This window comes from Streptomyces sp. NPDC107765 (assembly GCF_055657085.1).
This window is the reverse complement of the sequence record NZ_JBVKBL010000006.1, coordinates 13901-30882: the sequence shown is the minus strand read 5'-3', so window position 1 is coordinate 30882 and position 16982 is coordinate 13901. Positions and strand designations below refer to the sequence as shown.

The following is a 16982-nucleotide window of genomic DNA, read 5'->3' as shown; positions in this document are numbered from 1 at the left end:
CGTCCGGTCCTAGTGGGCGGCTCCCGCCGCACCATCCGTCTTGTGGAGCACCATCGCGGACCCGCCGCCCCGGCGCTTCGGTTCGGCGACCGCCTGGGTCCGGCCGTCGCGGAGGAACTCCAGGGCGGCGACCGCACCGATCTCCGGTGACGGGGTGAACGTCTTCGGGGCCTCGACGAAGTGCTGGCCGAGCCGCTCCAGGGCCGCGCGCTCGGGGGACTTGAGGAACGCCGGCTCCGCCTCGGTGTCCGGGCGGTTGCGCTGCGAGATCCGCGGTGCGGCGACCGCTTCGGGCAGGGTCATCCCCAGGTCGATGCGGTTGACCAGGGTCTGCAGCACGGTCGTGATGATCGTGGCGCCCCCGGGCGAGCCGACGGCGTAGCGCGGCTTGCCGTCCTTCAGGACGATCACCGGGGACATGCTGCTGCGCGGCCGCTTGCCGGGTCCGGGCAGGTTGGGGTCGGGCACGTCCTTGGCGAGCGGCGTGAAGTCGAAGTCGGTCAGTTCGTTGTTGAGCAGGAAGCCGCGTCCGGGGACGGTGATCGCGGAGCCGCCGGTCTGCTCGATGGTGAGGGTGTACGACACCACGTTGCCCCAGCGGTCGGAGGTCACCAGGTGCGTGGTCGACGGGCCTTCGTACGGCTCGTGGTTGCCGGATCCCGTGGTGCAGCCGTTGCCCGGATGCCGCGGGTCAGCGGGCGCCACCGGGCTGGTCAGGGTGCTGGTCGGCTTGATCAGGCAGGCCCGTTCCTTGGCGAACTTCTTCGCCATCAGTTCCTTGGTGGGCACGTCGGAGAAGGCCGGGTCGCCCACCCACCGGTTGCGGTCGGCGAACGCGATGCGGCTGGCTTCGAGGTAGTGGTGGAGCGCCTGGACCCGGTCGGCCGCGGAGAGGTGGAAGTTGCCCAGGATGTTGAGGGCCTCCCCGACGGTGGTGCCGCCGGACGACGAGGGCGCCATGGAGTAGACGTCGAGGCCGCGGTAGGTGGTGTGGGTCGGCTCGCGGCGCAGTGCGGTGTACTTCGCGAGGTCACCGGCCGCCATCAGACCGGGGCGGACCTTCGCACCGGCTCCCGGGGCCACCGGCGGGTGCTGGACGGTCCGGACGACATCGCGGCCGATCGCGCCCTTGTAGAGCGCGTCCATGCCCTCGCGGGCGAGTTGCCGGTACGTACGGGCGAGGTCCGGGTTGCGGAAGCGGGAACCGACGACCGGGAGTTTGCCGTGCGGCAGGAAGAGCTTCGCGGTGGAGGAGATGTTCCGGAAGCGCTCCTCGTTCATCTCGGTCTGGGCGCGGAACTCCTCGTTGACGACGAAACCGTCCTCGGCGATCCGCGTCGCGGGCCGCAGGGCCTTGGCCGGGGAGAGCGTTCCCCAGTCGCGCAGCGCCTTCCGCCAGGTCGCCGGCGTCCCCGGAACTCCCACGGACAGGCCGGAGTTGACGGCTTCGGGGAACGGAATCGGCTTGCCCGTCGAAGGATCGACGAAGGCGTCCGACGTCATCCGGGCCGGCGCGGTCTCCCGGCCGTCGATGGTGCTGACCTTGCCGGTACGGGCGTTGTAGTACGTGAAGTAGCCGCCGCCCCCGATGCCCGCCGAGTACGGCTCGACGACGCCCAGGGCCGCGGCCGTGGCGACCGCGGCGTCGGCGGCATTGCCGCCGTGCCGCAGCACTTCGAGGCCGGCCCGGGACGCGTAGGGGTTGACGCTGGAGACGGCGCCGCCGCTGCCGGTGGCGACGGACTCCTTGGCAGGCGGCTTGAGTCCGGTTTCCGACCCGGCCAACGCGGCACGGGGCGCGGACCCGGCGCCCGGCTGGGCACCTGCGCTGAGGGAGAAGACGAGGGGAACGGTGACCGCGACCACGGATGCGGCGGCGACCACGACACGACGACGGACAGGCAAGACGCCTCCGGGGATCTCTCGACGAGGGTTGAGATTTCCGAAACCCTGACAGCGGTTGATCAGCGCAGCAACGCCTGCGGGCAATAATTGCGCTTCTTCTGAGGTTCCCGCCCGGTAACCACACCAACTACGCCACGTGCATCAACGGCACCGACCGCACCGGCCACTACGGGACTACGTCACCCAAGGCAGTGCAGCACCTCCGGCATCCGGTCGAATCCCACCCGACGACCGCAGAGGCACTCCTCGCCGCATACCGGCCGTACCGGCTCTGCGCGGGACCGCTACCCCGCGCACCGGCACCGGGCCAGGGGTAGCATCGCCCGTAGAGCAGGGAATTTCAGAAGCATCGCCGGATCGAGGAGTTCGAGGCGCTCGCGGCTTCAACTTTCGCCTCGTCGAAGTGAGCTGAGCCGGTCCACGGAGCGGGACTGAGGTGCTTCCGGGTGTTGTTGAAGCCCCAGGTATCGGGTTTTCGACAAGGAGATCGTCATGAACAGCCCGGCACGGTCACACCCGGAACACGAAGACTTCCCCTGGACGATATCCGTCGCCGACCACCCGCCCCGCACCGATAGTGCCCAGTACATAGCCAGCCGCAAGCTGATGCGTGAACTCGTCGACACGACGGACGACTGGACGTTCGCCCCCGGCCCGTACCAGGACCACCACGGCGGCGGAGTCTGGGTCAAGGACAACGACGGCTGGATCTGCCTGTTCCTCCCGCTCGGCATCGAGTGGTCGGCGCAATTCTGCGCGGACCCCGCGAAGGTGGACCGGGTGCGCCAGTGCGCGGCCCGGGTGGTCGGCGCGTTCCCGGACACCCTGCCCGGTTATGCGAGCTTCGGCTATGACGACGGCGAACGGCTCCTGACCACCGCCATAAAGAATGCCGCCCAGGTGGCCGAGTGGACGGACTCGATATTCAACGCCTCCGTGCCGCTGCCCGCCGGTACCCATTCCGGGGTGCTCCCGAAAGCGGCCGGATATCACCATTACCCGAAGCCGATCGTGGACATCGACCACTTCCGCCATGACGACTTCGAGCTGTTCGTCACCGATGAGAAGGGTTTCTCGGTGGCGGTCGTGCCGGTCGCGCCGCGCGGCTCCGGCGACGGCCGGGTGCGGGTCCTCGCGGCCCATCCCAGCTCGTCCTACGCGGAGTGCCTCGTCACTCCGCCCGCGGCCGCCGCGCCCCGTTCGGCCGCTGGCGCGGAGCCCGAAGCGCGGGCCGAGGAGTGGAAGGGCGCGGTCCTTCCCCCCGACGACGCCCTGGCGCGGCAGGCGTTCCGCCGGCAGGTGGGCTGACGGTCCCGCAACCGTCACCCGGCCGCGCCCCGACCGCCCCCGCACGCCCCCATGCCCCTCACCATGCGCCCCTCGCCATGGACCCTCACAGGGAACGATCATGACCATCAAAGGAATCGATGTCTCGGCATTCCAGCCGCAGAAGTACCGGACCGCCGGCTCCGACTTCGTGTTCATCAAAATCACCGAAGGGACCGGATTCACCAACAAGAACTGGGTCGGCCAGCGGAAGACCGCCCGCGACGCCGGGCTGGTGACCGGGTTCTACCATTTCGGCCGTCCCGGCTCCGTCTCGGACCAGGTCGATTTCTTCCTCTCCAAAATCAACCTGGTGGCGGGGGACATCCTCGTCCTCGACTGGGAGGATCCGCGCCTCTCAAGTGCCTGGAAGGACAGCTGGCTCAAGGAGGCCCGGCAGCGCGCCGCCGGCCACAAGGTGATCCTCTACTGCAACCGGGATTTCTGGCTGCACCGTGACGAGTCCGGGTTCGCCGGTGACGGCCTGTGGATCGCCCAGTACAACGGCCAACCCGGTAACCCCGACATCCGGCACCCGTGGGTCTTCCACCAATTCACCGATCGCCCGATCGACACGAACGTGGGGAACTTCAAGGACAAGGCCGCGCTCAAGCAGTGGTCCTCGTCCCTCGTGGAACTCACCTGACGCGGCTGACGGTGAGGCGGAGACAGGACTCGGAGCCGAGAAGAGGAAGGGCCGGTCCGGGCAACGGGATGTCGGCGTGCAATTCTCCGTCCTCGGCGGTCAGGGAACACGGATCCCGCTTGATCGGATCGACCCGATCGACCGCACCGGCGACCTCCGAATTCCACCCGGCCCAGACGTGCAGCCCGTTGTCCGGTGCCTGATCGGGGTGGCCCACGTCCACGATGAGCGTGTCCTCCCAGTCGGCCACCTGCTCCAGGTGGTCCTCCCAGAAGAACCGGCCGTTCCGTTCGACGAGGTGGAACACCCGCAGCGCCAACGTGTAGCGCGCGCGGTTCGGTGACTGTTCCTGGCTGCGCGCCCGGGCGCGCTCCGGGTCGAGGAGGAATGCGGTGGCCAGCGGGACCGGGGCCACCTGGCCGTCCGCATCGGCGTGCTGGGCGACTTCCTGATCCAGTTGAATCGGGCAGTTATGCGCCGCGCTCTGCTCGTGCAGCACCACCGGCAGGCCGCGCACCGACAGCCGCGCCTCCGCCTGCCAGACCGTCTCTGCGTCACCGGGGCGGCGGCGCAGGGCGAGCCGGCACAGATCGGCCCGGACCCGGTACGTCCCGAAGAGGAAACGGCGCAGATTCTGGTACCCCTCTTCGGAGTTGACCAGTCCGTAGCGTCCCGAGTGGGAGCGGTGGACGTACGCCCGGTATGCCTGGTGCACATAGGCGTTGTCGATGTGCACCAGACCGTCGCTGCGCGGGCCGACCGCCTTCTCCACCAGTCCGTAATCGGCGGCATTGGTACCGACGAGGCAGAACACCCGCCGCACGTCGAAGGCGGATTCCGGGATGTCCTGCGGCTGCCAGCCGGCGGGCGGCTCCTCGCCGTCGGACGCCCCGGGCGTGAGATAGGTGTACATCCGGTCCGGGGCGAACATTGCCGACCCGGCCGGCCCGAACGTCTCCATCGCCCAGTCGACCAGTCCTCCGCCGACGTCGAAGGAAATGCCCCCGTGCGGCGTGCCGTAGGTGAAGAATGTGTCCACCAGGTCGGCACCGGGAACGCGCGGTGTGCCCGCACTCGGATCCGCGGTATGGGACACCTTCTGGATCATGCAGCGGGCCACCAGGCCACCCATGGAATGGGCCACCAGATGGACCTTGGCGGCGCCGGTCTTCCGGCGGACGAGTTGCACGAAGTCGTACAGCCGCTCCGCCGCCTTCTCCAGATCGAATTCCTCCGGGGACGCCGTCACGGACGTGCCGAAGGTGGAGGCGGCGTAGTCGTAGAACCGGAACACCCAGACGGACTCGGCCGGGACCGTACCGTCGTCCTGTGCTTCGAGATACGCATGCTGATCGCCGCGCACCAGGAGCTCGTAGTCCTCGTCGATCATCAGCCGCAGCAGCGGCCCCTCGAACTGGTAGAAGCGCGGCGCACCGTCGCCGTCCACGCGGATGTGGGTGGCGCCGCTGTTGAGCCCGTAGAACGGGTCGTCGACCTGCTTGTCCACCCCGCTGGGCGGGCCGGCGTACCCACGCAGATAGATGAGGGGCGATCGCTCCGCCATGGGAGAACACCTTCCCGGGGCACTTTCCTACCGAGGCGCAGGTCCGCGGAGGCACAGGTCCTCCTGCTGCGGCCGGCGCGCGGTGAACCGCTGACCACGCCAGCTTCCGGGCGGACCGCGGCGCGCGCCAGCCCGGCGGGGCCGGCCGGGTCGTACGGGGGCCCAGCGGCCACGTACGGGGGACGGGCGGGGCTCGCTAGGAGCGACGGCGCGGTTTGCCGCTTCTGGCGCTCCTGCCGCTCTTGCCGCCCTGCGGGCCTCCGGTGCCCCGGCGCCCGGCCCCGGCCGGCTTGCCGCCCGCCTTGCCGGCCGACGCACCGGCGGCGGGCTTGCGCCGGGCGCCGCCCGATTCGGCCCGCTTGGCCTTCGGCGACTGTTCGGGGGCGGCGGCCGGGCGCCGGCCGCGGGAGCTGTTGACCGTGCGTCCGCGGACGATCCCGATGAAGTCCTCGACCATGTCGGTCGTGGCGTCCTGCGGCCAGGACAGCGCGACCCGCGACGCGGGGGTGTCCGATACCGGCCGGTAGGTGAGGTCCTTGCGGTGGTGCAGGCGGGCGAGGGACTGTGGAACGACGAGGAGGCCCACCCCTGCCGCCACCAGCTCGATGGCGTCCGCCGTGGTGGCGGGCCGCTCGAACGCGGGCAGTCCCGGCGGACGCTCCCAGTCGAGGGTGTCGTCGAGGGGGTGCAGCAGGATCTCGTCGGCCAGGTCCTCGGCGCTGACCTCGTCGACCGCCGCCACGAGGTGGTCCTTGGGAATCACGACCACCGTCGTCTCGGTGTACAACGGGATCGCGGCCAGGTCCGTCCGGTCGACCGGCAGACGCACGAAACCCGCATCGGCCTCGCCGCTCCGCAGCACCTCGAAGGCGTCGGCGGCGGGCACCTGCACGAGGGTGAGGGGGATGTCGGGCAGCCGCTCGTTCCAGATCCGCACCCACTTCGTGGGGGTCACTCCCGGGACGTAGGCGAGCCGGAACGAAGGGGATGCTTCCGAGCCTGTCACGCCGCCAGGGTAACCGGTCGTGGTCGGCGGTAGCGCATACGCTCGATATCCTTGGCTGCATGACGTCGCACCAAACCACCCAGACGATGAAGCCCGCCACCGCGGCGAAGAAGCTGGGTGTGTACCTCGAGGCCACCCCCGCCGAGTTCCAGGAGGGCGTCGTCTCGCGCGCCGAGCTGAACGCCTTGCAGACCGATCCGCCCGAGTGGCTGCGGGAGCTGCGGCGCAACGGCCCGCACCCCCGGCCGGTGGTCGCGGCGAAGCTTGGCATCTCGATTTCGGGTCTCGCCCGTGGCGGGGTCACCGAGGCGCTCACCACGGAGCAGATCGACGCGCTGAAGGAGGAGCGTCCCGAGTGGCTGGAGCGGGAGCGCGCCACCCAGGCCGACGTCCGCAAGGAAGCGCAGCGCGTCAAGGAGAAGCGCCTCCAGGAGGAGAAGAAGAAGCAGGCCTGAGGCTTGCCCAGGGGGCCTGACCCGCCCTTTCGAGGGTCGCCCCACCCACCCTGTCCGCACCCGGTCCGCACGACACCCAGCAGGGCGTCCATGGCGGTCCGGGTGCGGTTTTTCCTGCCCGGCCGGGCCTCCACCCAGACCCTGGCCCTTATTGCACTTGCATTGCAGCTAATAGGCATGAGCAAGGAGTCGTGGCGCCCGCGCACTACAGCGTGGGCACCAAGACCTTCGGGGTCGGCATCGGCGTCACCGCCTACACCCTCGGCATGCGGCACGCCTTCGACGCCGACCACATCACCGCCATCGACAACACCACACGCAAGCTGATGGGCGAAGGCCGCCGCCCCCTGTCGGTCGGCTTCTGGTTCTCCCTGGGGCACTCCAGCTGATCGGCAGCACCGTCTCCGGCGTCTTCCTCTACGTCATCGCCGCCCTCAACCTCGTCGTCCTGGCCGGCATCCGGCAGGTCCTCCGGCAGATGCGGGCCGGCCGGTTCGACGAGGCGGCGCTGGAGGCGCAGCTGAACCACCGCGGGTTCATGAACCGCTTCCTGGGCCGGGCCATGAAGTCGATCACCGAGCCGTGGCACATGTACCCGCTCGGCCTGCTCTTCGGCCTCGGCTTCGACACCGGCACCGAGATCGCCCTGCTCGTCCTGGCCGGCTCCGGCGCCGCCTCCGGGCTGCCCTGGTACGCCGTCCTCTGCCTGCCCGTGCTGTTCTGGGCCGTCGCCCTCGCCGTGTGGAAGTTCGGCCGCATCGAGGAGAAATGGACGGCGGACCTGCGCCCCGCGGGCGGCCACCGGCGACGGCGCGTCAGGCGACCCGCACCGTGACGATGCGGCCGGATGCCTCGACGACGAACAGCTCGTGGCGCGGATCGTGCGTGCCGAAGCCGAGGGGCACACGGACACTGGTGGGCATCCGCAGGCCGCTCACCAGGACGCAGGACCGGCCGGTGACCGGGTCCACCCGGAGGAGTTCCCCGGCACGGAACGACGCGACGACCAGCTCACCCCGGAACGACGTGAGGTCGTCGAGGAGCTTGGCGTCCCAGGGGTGGGGGCTCAACTCGGTGACCGTGGTGTGGCGGGCCGGGTCCTTCAAGGGAATGCGGACGATCGGCGACGCGGTGCTGGTGAGGACGCTCGCGTACAACTGGTCGCCGACGATCTCCAGGCCGTTGGTGCCGAAGACGGAGGCGGCCCGCGTCCACCGCTCGTCCGCGGTCCCGTCCGGGCGGAACTTGAGGACGCCGGTGGCCAGTTCGCGGCTGACGTAGAGGTTGCCTGCGGCATCGATGGCCAGCCCGTTGATACCGGACAGCCCGTCCACGACCTGCTCGGTCCTGGGGCGGGCGGCGGCCGGGTCGAAGCGCAGGATGCCGCTGCCCAAACCCGCGGTCAGCGGATTCACGCCGTAGTTGACGTACATGAGGCCGTCCGGGCCGCGCCGGATGCCGCCGGGACCGTTGACCGGGAGGGTGACCTTGAGCGTGCCGTCCGGGGCGTAGCCCTCGACCCGGTGCCGGGTGACATGGGAGACCCAGAGGGTGCCGTGCCCGTCGAAGGCCAGGTTCTCCCGCCAGTCCAGGAGCGGTACGCCGCCCGGCCGGAAGACCTCGACCTGCGTCCGCACGCCGCACGGCTGGGCGGAGGTGGCCCCCGGTGCGTGCCGCCCGGATGCCGCCGCCGGCGGTTGCGCACCGCCGAGCAGCAGCCCGGACAACAGCGCCGTCACCGCAACCGCCGCGCTCCCACGACGCCCCATCCTCGCTGCCTCCCGCTCGCCCGCTGGCCCGCTCGCCGCTCATCGTTTGCCGCTGGTCGCTCTTCGTGGTTCGTGGTTCGTGATTCGTGGTTCGTGCGTCAAGTCTCCTTGTTGGGCGGGGAGTTGGGGAGGGCGTTTCCGGCACGTGGTGATGTCCGGTAATCAGCGGTGCGGCGGGTCGGCCCTCGCCCGGCAGCCCGTGGTCAGCCCAGGTCGTAGCGGAAGGTGTACGCGACGGAGGGGGCGCCCGGCTTGGCGGTGTAGCTGCCGGTTCCGCTCAGTCCGGTCAGTTCCCCGGTGGCCGCGCCCGGTACGACCTCGAAGGTGCAGTGCACCGTCCCGTCCGGCTCGAACGAGCCCCGCTCCTCGACCACGAAGGTGCCCTCGCGTCCGTCGAGCCGGCCGGCCAGGACCTGCATGCCGGTGAAGGTGCCGGTCTTCTCCGTGACGTAGACGATGGTGTACTCGCAGTCGGTCTCGGCGGCCTCGATGCCGCCGGAGAAGGCGTTGGTGACGGAGGCGTGGGCGAGCTTCGGGCTGGTCTCGCTCCGGCCGACCGTGCGCTCCTCCCAGTTGGCGAAGGTGAAGTGGCCGGTGGTCTGCGTGGGCATGGTGGTCCTCTCGGTCGGCCGCGGGCACGGGTTCGTGCCTGCGGTGCGTGACCAGCATCGGACCCGTACCTGACACCTTCTGTCAGGTACGGCGGAGGACCACGGAACAATGGCCCCATGCGCGCCGACCGGCTCCTCTCCCTGCTGTTGCTGCTCCAGAATCGCGGGCGGATGACCGCTCCCGAACTCGCCGCGGAACTGGAGGTGTCGGTCCGTACGGTCTACCGGGACGTCGAGGCGCTGATCACGTCGGGCGTGCCGGTGTGCGTCGACCGCGGGCCCGCCGGCGGGTACCGCCTGATGGACGGGTACCGGACCCGGCTGACCGGGCTCACCGATGCCGAGGCGGGCGCGCTGTTCCTCGCCGGAATCCCGGGGCCGGCGCGCGATCTGGGCCTCGGGGCGGTGCTGGCGACCGCGCAGCTGAAGTTGCAGGCCGCGCTCCCGGCGGATGCGGCGGACAGCACCCGGCGCATTCAGGACCGGTTCCACCTGGACGCACCGGCGTGGTTCCGGGACGCCGATCCGGTACCGCATCTGGCGCCGGTCGCCCAGGCGGTGTGGGAACAGCGCATGCTCCGTGCGCACTACCGGCGTTGGGGCGGGGAGGTGCACCGGGAACTGCACCCGCTCGGCATCGTCCTCAAGGGCGGGCTCTGGTACCTGGTGGCGCGGGCGGACGGGACGGTGCGGACCTACCGGGTGTCGCGGCTCCTGGCGGTGGATCTCACCGACGAGGGCTTCGAGCGGCCGGCCGGGTTCGATCTGGCCGCCTATTGGGAGGAGTCCTCCCGGCGGCTGGAGGCCGCGCTCCACCAGGGCACGGCCCGGCTGCGGATCTCCCCCCGGGCACAGCGGCTGCTGCCCATGCAGTTCGGCGCGCTCGGCACCCGGGCCCTGGAAGGCGCCGGGCCGCCGGACGGGGACGGCTGGGTCGAGGTGGAGATGGTGGTCGAGGGGGAGGCCGTCGCGGTGAGCGATCTCCTCCGGCTGGGCACGGAGGCGGAGGTGCTGGGCCCGGCCGCGCTGCGGCAGGCGATGGCCCGGACCGTGGCCGTACTGGCGGAGCGCTACGCCACGGTGTCCTGAGCCGCTGCGCACCGGGTGTCCGGTGGGCCCGGCACGCGTCCCGGCGGGCGTCCGGCACGCGACCGACGGGCGTCCGGCGGGCGCATACCCAATCGTTATGCAGGACCAATGGGGATGTGCAAGACACCGGATGACATAAGTGACGTGAGACGCCTTGACGGGTTCATGAGGTCCCCAGGAAGCTGAGCCGCCCCCCACGGCAACGTTCCCCTTTCACCGTTGGAATGCCCATGCGCCCGCTTGTTTCCGCAGGCTCGCTCACGGCCGCCGTGGCCGCGGCCCTGCTGACCGCCCCTTCCGCTTACGCCGCGCCCCCCGGCGACAACGGCACCGTGAAGATCCACGACGCCAAGACCGGCGTCGAGCTCCGCAAGAACGAACCGCACGTCTGCACCTTCTACCTCGACTCCTTCGGCTTCGACGGTTCCCAGCAGGTCGAATGGCACATCGAGGCCTGGGCCCCGACCGCCCACACCAAGGGGGAGACGGTCACGTCCGGTTCCCTGACGCTGGACGGCGAGGGACACGGCCGGACGCAGGACCTGTCCCTGCCCGACGGCCACTACAAGCTGTTCTGGAACTTCGCCGGCGAGCACGGCCGGGCCAAGCACAAGGTCTTCTGGACCGACTGCAAGGACGCCGGCGGGCCCGGCGCCGGCAAGCCGTCGCCGTCCGCCACGGCGGGCGGGCCGGCGGACAGGCCGAGCGCCTCGCCGACCTCCACCGCCCCCGCGGGCACCGCCCCGACGTCCTCGGCGGCCGCGTCCGCCGCGCCGTCGCCGTCGCCGTCCCGCTCCGCGCAGAGCGGCGACCTGGCCGAGACCGGTAACGGCGCGCCCGTCGGTCCGCTGTCGGCCGCTGCGGCCCTGTTCGTCGCGGGCGGCGGCTACCTGGTGTTCCGCCGCCGCAAGGCACAGCAGCACTGATCCGGCCGGTGCTCCGGGCTCCTGGTCGCGCCCGTGCGGGCACGACCAGGAGCCCGGCCCGCGTTGTCAGTGGCAGCGGTTAGCTTGTGACCATGAACGTGATCGTGCAGGAGATCCCCGGCGACGACCGCCGTTTCCCGCCCGCGCTCGCCGCAGTGGCCAAGGCCGAGTTCGACATCGGCGACGACGGCGAGGGCGTCGACTTCGAGCCGTTCGACGCATTCGAGTCGGCCGAGGAGACCACCGACTGGCTGCGTCACTGGACCGGCAACCACGAACTCGACGGCGACGCCTTCCGGTTCTTCGGCATGGACGGCACGGGTGGCCGGGCCGCCATATGGTGCGCCCGTCCGGGGCGTCCGCTCGCCGAACAGCCCGTGGTGTTCCTGGGCTCGGAGGGCGAGTGCGGTGTGGTGGCCGGGGACCTGTCCGGGTTCCTGTGGGTGCTGGCCGATGGCTTGGGGCCGGTGGAGGCCGTGGTGTTCGACCACGACGCGCATCCGGACCCGGCCCTGACCGCCCTCGCCGAGCGGTATGCGACCACCCCGCGCCGGACGGCCGAGCAGATCATCGAGGAGGCCGAGGCGGAGTTCCCCACCTTCTGCGAGGACATCGACGCCCTCTGCCGCTGAGTGCCCCGGGGATCCCTCCGCGGACGGCCCGCCGCGGGCACCGCGTCCCCGATCCGTCCCAGCACCCCGCCAACCTTCCTGACCTGCAACCGAGTTGGGTCCCTCAGTCGTCTCACACGGCGCTGCTGCTGCCTCTAGAATCCGCAGCAACGGGAAGGGTGGCTCATGACGATCACGGGGGACGTCACCGTCGTCGTGCACGACGAGGACGCCGATGCGCAGGAACTCGACGAACTGACGCGAGGGCTCCTGGAGGAGTTGCTGGCGCTGGATCTGTCCGAGGTGGTGCGCGGGCAGGAGCCCGGCACGGTGGGCGGCAAGAGCGGGGTGTTGTCGTCACTCACGACGCTGGTGGTCAGCGGCGGGTTCTCGGTCGCCGCACTGCGGTCCCTGACGCTCGTGGTGCGGGACTGGATCAAGCGCAGCGGCGCCCGTAAGGCCGTGCTGGTCAGCGGGGAGCGGCGGCTGGAGATCGAAGGGGTGTCGAAGAAGACGCAGGAGGCGGTGGTGGAGGCCTGGATCCAGGCGCTGGCCGCCGACGACGGGTCGGGCGCGGGTGCTGCACCGCTGTCGGAACCGGCGGCCCCGGCGGCCCTGGAGGGGTCGGCGGAGGGCGCCTGATGGGTCGTCACCATGCCGTCGGGCGGGCGGCGGTGAGCGCGGGAGGACCGGGTGGGTGAACGGCGTGCCCTGCTCATCGCCACCGAGCGCTATCTCGACGACTCGCTCCCCCAGCTACGGTCGCCGGTGCATGACGCCCGGAAGCTGGCCGCGCTCCTCGAAGACCCCGACGTCGGGCAGTTCGACTCCGTCCAGGTGCTGGTGGACGAGTCGAAGGCCGTCATCGAGGAGGCCGTCGAGCGGCTCTTCCAGGCCCGCGGGGTCGACCTCGCGCTGGTCTACCTGTCCTGCCACGGGCTGAAGGACGGCCGGGGGCGGCTGCACTTCGCGACCGTCAAGTCCAGTCGTGAGATGGTCCGGGCCAGCTCGGTCTCGGCGGAGTTCATCAAGGAGTCGATGGAGTACAGCCGGGCCAAGCAGAAGATCGCCCTGCTGGACTGCTGCTTCTCCGGTGCGTTCGGTGCGTCGAAGGGCGGTGCGGACGCCGAGGACATCCCCCGACAGTTCGTCGACCGCGGCAGCTATGTGATCACCGCCGCCAACTCCGTCCAGGAGGCCCTGGAGGACGAGACCCCGGGGGCCGGCGCGGCCGAGTGGAGTTCGGTCTTCACCCGCGCGGTGATCAACGGCCTCACCACGGGCCGGGCCGATCTCGACGAGGACGGCTGGGTCACGGCGCAGGAGCTGTACCAGTACGTGGCCGAGGTGGTCGCCCGTACCCATGAGCAGAAGCCGACGTTCTTCGGCAGCGATATCCAGGGCGGCAGCCGGCTGCGGCTGTCGAAGGCGGCCGCGCACGCGCACCGGCCGTTCCCGAGCCTCACGGAGACCGAGGGCCCGTCTCCTCTGACGACGCTGGACCAGCTGCTGCCGCCGCTGGTGGTGACCGAGGAGCGCGGGCTGTCGGCGGTGGACTGGCGGGACAGCGGCCGCCTGATCACCCCGGTCGGCCGGTCGCACCGCACGGAGGGCCGCCGGGTCCGCACCCACTGCGTGGATCTGTCCGGAGGAGCCGGGCATGTGGCGGTGGCCGGCGGTCCGCGCAGCGGCAAGACGCTGCTGCTGCAGACCCTGGTGACCTCGCTGGCCCTGACGCACACCCCGCACGAGGTCGAGTTCCACTGCCTCGACTTCGGTGGCGGCGGACTGCGCCGGCTGACACATCTGCCGCACGTCCGCGGCGTCGCCCACCGGCAGAACCCCGACGAGGTGCACCGCATGGTGGCGCACGCCGTCTGGCTCAACACCCAGCGGGAGAACCAGTTCGGCCAGCTGCCGTCGATCGACTCCATCGAGGCGTACCGCGGTGCGCGGGCCCGCGGCGAACTCGCCGACCAGCCGGTGGGCGATCTGTTCCTCCTGGTCGACGGCTGGTCGGAGTTCGCCGACAACTTCCAGGACCTCGCGGTGGCGCTGCGGGGCATCGGGGCGACGAGCCTGCGGCACGGCGTGCACCTCGCGGTGACCACGCCGCACTGGTCGGCGCTGCCCAAGTCGCTGCTCGACGTGATGCTGACCCGCTTCGAGCTGGCGCTCAGCTCCCCCGACGAGTCCCTCGTCCACCCGGAACCGGCCGCGCGGCTGACCCCGGCGACCCCCGGTGTGGCCCTGTGCACCGACCGGACCGAGAAGCGGTACGTGCACATCGCCCTGCCCCGGACGGACGGCCTCACCACGGTGGACGATCTGGCGACGGCGGCCGCCGCGCTGGGCCGGCAGGCCCGCGGCGGCTGGTCACGGTCGGCGGCCGACGACATCGCGCCGCCCGTTTCCCGGGTCACGGACCAGCTCGATTTCACGCACCTGATGGGGATCGAGGACCCCGGGACGTTCGACACCGTCCAGGCATGGCGGCCGCGCACCGCGCAGGAGCGGTTGCGGGTGCCGATCGGCATCGGACCGGACGGGCAGCCGGCCGTGCTCGATCTCAAGGAGGCCGCGCAGGGCGGGATGGGCCCGCACGGGCTGTGCGTCGGCTCGACCGGTTCGGGCAAGTCCGAGCTGCTGCGCACCCTGGTGCTGGCGCTGGCCGTCACGCACTCCTCGGAGAACCTCAACTTCATCCTGGCGGACTTCAAGGGCGGCGCGACCTTCGCCGGCGTGTCGATGCTGCCGCACGTGGCGGCGGTGATCACCAACCTCGCCGACGACACGGCCCTGATCGACCGGATGCGGGATGCGATCACCGGCGAACTCCAGCGCCGCCAGGAGCTGCTGCGCTCCGCGGGCAACTACGCCAACATCACCGACTACGAGAACGCCCGGGCCGCCGGCGCGGATCTGCTGCCGCTGCCCTCCCTGGTCCTGGTGGTCGACGAGTTCAGCGAACTGCTCACGGCCAAGCCCGACTTCATCGAGATGTTCATCCAGATCGGCCGGATCGGCCGCTCCCTGGGCGTCCATATGCTGCTCGCCTCGCAGCGGCTGGAGGAGGGCAGGCTGCGGGGCCTGGACACCCATCTGTCGTACCGGATCGGGTTGCGGACGTTCTCCGCCGCGGAGTCCCGGGCGGCGATCGGCGTACCGGACGCCTACCACCTGCCGAGCGCCCCGGGGTCCGGCATCCTGCGCCACGACGGCGACGCCATGGCCCGTTTCAAGGCCGCGTACGTCTCCGGCGTCCACCGGGCTCCCGGCCGGAGCGCCGAGCCCGCCGACGCACTGGCCGACACCGTCCTGGACGTGCTGGTGCAGCGGATGGCAGGCCGGGGCCCGGCGGCGCACCAGGTGTGGCTGCCGCCGCTGGACGAGTCGCCGACGGTCGACCAGCTGCTGCCGCCGCTCGCGGTGACACCCGCACGGGGCCTGCACGCGGAGGTGTTCGCCCCCGGCACGCTCGTGGTGCCCGCAGGGGTGGTGGACAAGCCGTACGAGCAGCGGCGCGACGTGCGGTACCTGGACTTCTCCGGCGCGGCCGGCCACGGGCTGTTCGTCGGCGGCCCCCGGTCGGGCAAGTCGACCGCGCTGCGCTCGGTGATCGCCGCGTTCGCCCTCACCCACACACCGCGTGAAGTGCAGTTCTACTGCGTCGACTTCGGTGGCGGCGGGTTGCTCGACGTCGAGGACCTGCCGCACGTCGGTACGGTCGCCTCCCGGCTGGACGCCGACAAGGTGCGCCGGACGATCTCCGAGGTCGCCGGTCTCCTCGACCGCCGCGAGGAGTTCTTCCGCTCGCACTCCCTCGACACCATGGCCACCTACCGGAAGCGCCGGGCCGCCGGGCACTTCCCCGACGAGGCGTGCGGCGACGTCTTCCTGGTGCTCGACGGCTGGTCGTCGTTCCGGTCCGACCACGAGGAGCTGGAGTCCGCCGTCCTCGACATCGCCGGCCGCGGCCTCGGGCTGGGCGTCCACCTCCTGCTCGGCGCCAACCGGTACACCGAGATCCGGCCCGCGCTGCGCGATCTGCTGCTCAACCGGGTGGAACTGCGCCTGGGCGATCCCATGGAGTCGGAGGTCGACCGCCGGCAGGCCGAGAACGTGCCGATCGGGCGGCCCGGCCGCGGCCTGTCGCCCGACCGGGACCACTTCCTCGCCGCGCTGCCGCGGCTGGACGGCCGCCCCGACCCCGACACGCTCGGGGAGGCCCTGTCGGACCTGGTGAGCGCGGTGCGCACGCACTGGAACGGGCCGGCCGCGCCACCGGTCCGGATGCTGCCGGCCCTGCTCGCGGTCGAGGCGTTGCCGCAGCCGGGCGACGGGCCCGCCACCGGCATCCCGTTCGCCCTCGACGAGGCCGCGCTGGCCCCCGTGCGCCTCGATTTCGAGACCGATCCGCTGCTGGTCGTCTACGGCGAGAGCGAGTCCGGCAAGTCGTCGCTGCTGCGGCTGCTGGCCCGGCAGATCGCCGAGCGCCACCCGCCGGAGCGGGCGCTGCTGGTCGTCGCCGACTACCGCCGGTCGCTCCTGGGCGACATTCCCGACGGTCACGTCTCCCACTACTGCGGTATGGCACCTCAGTTGAAGGAGGTGATCGCCGGGCTCGCCGGTTCGCTGAGCCGGCGGATGCCCGGGCCGGACGTCACCCCCGAGCAGTTGCGCCGGCGCAGCTGGTACGACCTGCCGGACGCCTTCGTGCTCGTCGACGACTACGACCTGGTGGCGACCAGCAGCGGCAATCCGCTGCAGCCCTTGCTGGAGTACCTGCCGTTCGCGCGCGATCTGGGGCTGCGGCTGATACTGGCGCGCAGTTCCTCGGGCGCCGGCCGGGCGTCGTTCGAGCCCGTGATGCAGCGCACGCTCGAACTGGGCGCACAGGGGCTGCTGTTGTCGGGTGACCCCGGTGAGGGGCACCTGATCGGCAACCACCGTGCGCGCCGGCTCCCGCCCGGCCGCGCCCTGTTCGTCAATCGCAAGCGGGAGGCACGGCTGGTCCAGACGGCCTGGTCCCCGCCCGCGTGACGCAGCGCCCGGGCCGCGAGGGTCGCGGCCC

Annotated in this window: 13 protein-coding genes and 1 pseudogene; 9 read left to right on the top strand and 5 right to left on the bottom strand. The window is 71.2% G+C overall.

Features of this window, described 5'->3' with window-relative positions:
• Positions 1 to 9: 9 nt before the first annotated feature.
• The gene (gene ggt, locus ACZ7MX_RS16430; protein ID WP_472133252.1) at positions 10 to 1866 is read right to left on the bottom strand and encodes a gamma-glutamyltransferase; all 1857 of its coding nucleotides are present in this window, start codon (positions 1864 to 1866) and stop codon (positions 10 to 12) included.
• A gap of 531 nt (positions 1867 to 2397) precedes the next feature.
• On the opposite strand from ggt, the gene ACZ7MX_RS16425 reads away from it, so the two are divergent.
• Complete coding sequence (locus ACZ7MX_RS16425; protein ID WP_472132602.1) at positions 2398 to 3213, top strand: DUF6424 family protein; 816 nt, start codon at positions 2398 to 2400, stop codon at positions 3211 to 3213.
• Positions 3214 to 3313: 100 nt separating this feature from the next.
• A complete protein-coding gene (locus ACZ7MX_RS16420; RefSeq protein ID WP_472132600.1) occupies positions 3314 to 3877 on the top strand; it encodes a glycoside hydrolase family 25 protein in 564 nt (187 codons plus the stop codon).
• Here the strand turns inward: ACZ7MX_RS16420 and ACZ7MX_RS16415 are convergent.
• The gene (locus tag ACZ7MX_RS16415) at positions 3870 to 5441 is read right to left on the bottom strand and encodes an esterase/lipase family protein (protein WP_472132598.1); all 1572 of its coding nucleotides are present in this window, start codon (positions 5439 to 5441) and stop codon (positions 3870 to 3872) included. The two genes, ACZ7MX_RS16420 and ACZ7MX_RS16415, sit on opposite strands and share 8 nt — an antisense overlap.
• A gap of 196 nt (positions 5442 to 5637) precedes the next feature.
• Positions 5638 to 6447 carry a LysR family transcriptional regulator substrate-binding protein gene (locus ACZ7MX_RS16410; RefSeq protein WP_472132596.1) on the bottom strand — a complete coding sequence of 270 codons (810 nt, stop codon included), beginning with the start codon at positions 6445 to 6447 and terminating at the stop codon, positions 5638 to 5640.
• 59 nt (positions 6448 to 6506) lie between these two features.
• On the opposite strand from ACZ7MX_RS16410, the gene ACZ7MX_RS16405 reads away from it, so the two are divergent.
• Positions 6507 to 6902: a DUF5997 family protein gene (locus ACZ7MX_RS16405; protein ID WP_472132595.1), complete on the top strand. Its 396-nt coding sequence runs from the start codon at positions 6507 to 6509 to the stop codon at positions 6900 to 6902.
• A 161-nt stretch (positions 6903 to 7063) separates the two neighbouring features.
• Positions 7064 to 7629: pseudogene (locus tag ACZ7MX_RS16400) on the top strand (HoxN/HupN/NixA family nickel/cobalt transporter); the annotation flags it as partial.
• Between the two features lie 88 nt (positions 7630 to 7717).
• On the opposite strand, the gene ACZ7MX_RS16395 reads toward ACZ7MX_RS16400, so the two are convergent.
• Both ACZ7MX_RS16395 and ACZ7MX_RS16390 read right to left on the bottom strand, forming a co-directional pair.
• The gene (locus tag ACZ7MX_RS16395) at positions 7718 to 8671 is read right to left on the bottom strand and encodes an SMP-30/gluconolactonase/LRE family protein (RefSeq protein WP_472132593.1); all 954 of its coding nucleotides are present in this window, start codon (positions 8669 to 8671) and stop codon (positions 7718 to 7720) included.
• A 203-nt stretch (positions 8672 to 8874) separates the two neighbouring features.
• The gene (locus tag ACZ7MX_RS16390) at positions 8875 to 9282 is read right to left on the bottom strand and encodes a DUF3224 domain-containing protein (RefSeq protein WP_472132591.1); all 408 of its coding nucleotides are present in this window, start codon (positions 9280 to 9282) and stop codon (positions 8875 to 8877) included.
• 117 nt (positions 9283 to 9399) lie between these two features.
• Between ACZ7MX_RS16390 and ACZ7MX_RS16385 the strand changes: the two genes are divergently transcribed.
• The 5 genes from ACZ7MX_RS16385 (at position 9400) to eccCb (ending at position 16951) form a co-directional block, all read left to right on the top strand.
• Entirely contained in the window at positions 9400 to 10371 is a 972-nt protein-coding gene (locus ACZ7MX_RS16385; RefSeq protein WP_472132590.1) for a helix-turn-helix transcriptional regulator, read from the top strand.
• A 230-nt stretch (positions 10372 to 10601) separates the two neighbouring features.
• Positions 10602 to 11297 (top strand): LPXTG cell wall anchor domain-containing protein, encoded by a 696-nt coding sequence (locus tag ACZ7MX_RS16380; RefSeq protein WP_472132588.1) that lies wholly within the window; start codon positions 10602 to 10604, stop codon positions 11295 to 11297.
• A 92-nt stretch (positions 11298 to 11389) separates the two neighbouring features.
• Positions 11390 to 11929: an SMI1/KNR4 family protein gene (locus tag ACZ7MX_RS16375; RefSeq protein WP_472132586.1), complete on the top strand. Its 540-nt coding sequence runs from the start codon at positions 11390 to 11392 to the stop codon at positions 11927 to 11929.
• Between the two features lie 165 nt (positions 11930 to 12094).
• Positions 12095 to 12550: a hypothetical protein gene (locus ACZ7MX_RS16370; protein ID WP_472132584.1), complete on the top strand. Its 456-nt coding sequence runs from the start codon at positions 12095 to 12097 to the stop codon at positions 12548 to 12550.
• A 51-nt stretch (positions 12551 to 12601) separates the two neighbouring features.
• Positions 12602 to 16951: a type VII secretion protein EccCb gene (gene eccCb / locus ACZ7MX_RS16365; protein ID WP_472132582.1), complete on the top strand. Its 4350-nt coding sequence runs from the start codon at positions 12602 to 12604 to the stop codon at positions 16949 to 16951.
• Positions 16952 to 16982: the final 31 nt, after the last annotated feature.

Bases quoted from the DNA above. Each gene is read 5' to 3' on its own strand.
- ACZ7MX_RS16395 (WP_472132593.1), bottom strand. From the start codon at position 8,671: ATGGGGCGTCGTGGGAGCGCGGCGGTTGCGGTGACGGCGCTGTTGTCC.
- ACZ7MX_RS16425 (WP_472132602.1), top strand. From the start codon at position 2,398: ATGAACAGCCCGGCACGGTCACACCCGGAACACGAAGACTTCCCCTGG.
- ACZ7MX_RS16385 (WP_472132590.1), top strand. From the start codon at position 9,400: ATGCGCGCCGACCGGCTCCTCTCCCTGCTGTTGCTGCTCCAGAATCGC.
- ACZ7MX_RS16370 (WP_472132584.1), top strand. From the start codon at position 12,095: ATGACGATCACGGGGGACGTCACCGTCGTCGTGCACGACGAGGACGCC.
- ACZ7MX_RS16380 (WP_472132588.1), top strand. From the start codon at position 10,602: ATGCGCCCGCTTGTTTCCGCAGGCTCGCTCACGGCCGCCGTGGCCGCG.
- ACZ7MX_RS16420 (WP_472132600.1), top strand. From the start codon at position 3,314: ATGACCATCAAAGGAATCGATGTCTCGGCATTCCAGCCGCAGAAGTAC.
- ACZ7MX_RS16415 (WP_472132598.1), bottom strand. From the start codon at position 5,441: ATGGCGGAGCGATCGCCCCTCATCTATCTGCGTGGGTACGCCGGCCCG.
- ACZ7MX_RS16405 (WP_472132595.1), top strand. From the start codon at position 6,507: ATGACGTCGCACCAAACCACCCAGACGATGAAGCCCGCCACCGCGGCG.
- ACZ7MX_RS16375 (WP_472132586.1), top strand. From the start codon at position 11,390: ATGAACGTGATCGTGCAGGAGATCCCCGGCGACGACCGCCGTTTCCCG.
- ACZ7MX_RS16390 (WP_472132591.1), bottom strand. From the start codon at position 9,282: ATGCCCACGCAGACCACCGGCCACTTCACCTTCGCCAACTGGGAGGAG.